This is a genomic window from Cellulomonas massiliensis JC225 (assembly GCF_000312005.1).
GTDB classification, from domain to species: domain Bacteria; phylum Actinomycetota; class Actinomycetes; order Actinomycetales; family Cellulomonadaceae; genus Cellulomonas; species Cellulomonas massiliensis.
Genome location: NZ_HE978588.1, coordinates 731,755 through 733,390 on the forward strand (window position 1 = coordinate 731,755; position 1,636 = coordinate 733,390).

The window sequence follows — 1,636 nt, forward strand, 5'->3', positions numbered from 1 at the left end:
GCGGGCGCGGCCGGCGGCTCGTCGACCGCGATGCCACGGAACCGGGCACCCACGGCACGCTGCGGGGGCGACGGCGGGCGCGGCGCCGGCACGTCGCCCGACGCCTCGGCGAACCACGCGCGGACGAGCGGCAGGACGTCCGTGCCGCGCGGCAGGGCGAGCACGAAACGGCCGTCGAGGTCCTGCGGCAGCACCGGAGGTCGGCCCATGCCGCCCGACCGTAGGGCGCGATTGCTGCCGCCGTGTTTCGGGCAGGTCACCGCTCCCCGCGTTCGCCCGACCGGAGCAGCGTTCGTCCACAGCGCCTGTGGACGACGCTGGGGAAACGCCGGTCACGACGGTGGGTGGCCTGTGGACGACGTGTGGAAGACGGCACCGGCCCGCAGGTCAGCGCGTCAGGCGCGCACGTCGTGCAGGTGGTGGACGACGTCGTGCAGGAAGTACTGGCCGAGGGTGCGGACCGTGAACACCGAGCCGTTGCTGCGCCGGCCGGTGCGGTCCCAGCGCTCGCCGACGGAGTCGAAGGTCGCGGCGATCGCCTCGCCGGCCTCGACCAGCTCGTCGGCCACCACCACCGGGTCCTGCTGGTCATAGCGTTCGGCGAGCGCGGTCGCGTCCTGGTCCCAGTTCGCGAACTGCGGGTCGTCGTGCTCGAGCATCAGCTGGAGTCGCTCGTCGAACACCCGGAAGACGTCCCGCACGTGCGCGCCGTACTCCAGCGTGGACCACGTGGTGGGCGCGGGCCGCACCCGCGCGCCCTGGCGGTGCAGCGCACCCGCCCAGCGCGGCAGCAGGTCGCGCACGGTCGCCCCGATGGTCCGCGGGTCGACGTCCGACGCCGTGAACCCGCACTCGGGGCACCGCTCGTGCAGCACCCACGTCCAGTCCTTGGTGTCCGGCTCGATGCCGGAGCCTGCCTCGGTGCCTGCCTCGGAGCCTGCCTGGGTGCCCGGTGCGTCGCTCATGGCAGGCACCCTAGCGACGCCCGCCACGCGACTCGCCGGGTTCCCGACGGTCCGTGGCACCCGTCCGGGATGCGGGCCCCGCAGCGTGCCGACATGCTGGGACGACCGCGTCCAGCAGAGGCGCCCCGCCGGCCCCGGGCCGTCCGCCAGGGGCCGCGCACGCGGGAGGACTCCCATGACCACCTCGTCCACGTCCGGCTCGACGTCCACGCGGACGCGCCACCCGGCCCAGTGGCTGGCCCTCGTCATCGGCATCGTGTACCTGCTCGTCGGGCTGGTCGGCTTCGCGATCACCGGTTTCGACGACTTCACGGAGCACGACCACAGCCAGACGCTGCTCGGGTTCGCGATCAACCCCCTGCACAACATCGTGCACATCGTCATCGGGCTGCTGGGGCTGCTGCTGTGGCGCACGCTCGCCCAGGCCCGCACCTTCGGGTGGATCCTCTTCGTCGGGTACGGCGCGGCCTTCGTGTACGGCCTGATCGTCGCGAACAACCCGGACGCGAACATCCTCAACATCAACGGCGCGGACAACGGCCTGCACCTGGTCAGCGCGCTCGCCGGCCTGCTCATCGCGCTGTGGCCGGCGCGCCGCCGGTCCGAGGCGACCACGGCCGGGAGCCAGCAGCCCCGTGCCTGACGCGGCCAGGCTCGGCGGCGCGGCGCTC

2 protein-coding genes and 1 pseudogene are annotated in these 1,636 nt (G+C 73.8%); 1 reads left to right on the forward strand and 2 read right to left on the reverse strand.

Translation table 11 applies throughout. The annotated features are described in order from the left end of the window. Both HGCM_RS19630 and HGCM_RS03470 read right to left on the reverse strand, forming a co-directional pair. Positions 1–209 (reverse strand): annotated as a pseudogene (locus tag HGCM_RS19630) (hypothetical protein); the annotation flags it as partial. A gap of 186 nt (positions 210–395) precedes the next feature. Next, positions 396–965: a DinB family protein gene (locus tag HGCM_RS03470; protein ID WP_019135493.1), complete on the reverse strand. Its 570-nt coding sequence runs from the start codon at positions 963–965 to the stop codon at positions 396–398. 175 nt (positions 966–1,140) lie between these two features. Between HGCM_RS03470 and HGCM_RS03475 the strand changes: the two genes are divergently transcribed. Continuing rightward, complete coding sequence (locus HGCM_RS03475; protein ID WP_019135494.1) at positions 1,141–1,608, forward strand: DUF4383 domain-containing protein; 468 nt, start codon at positions 1,141–1,143, stop codon at positions 1,606–1,608. The last annotated feature ends 28 nt before the right edge of the window (positions 1,609–1,636 follow it).

Coding starts and splice junctions, on each gene's coding strand:
- HGCM_RS03470 (WP_019135493.1), bottom strand. CDS start 965: ATGAGCGACGCACCGGGCACCCAGGCAGGCTCCGAGGCAGGCACCGAG.
- HGCM_RS03475 (WP_019135494.1), top strand. CDS start 1,141: ATGACCACCTCGTCCACGTCCGGCTCGACGTCCACGCGGACGCGCCAC.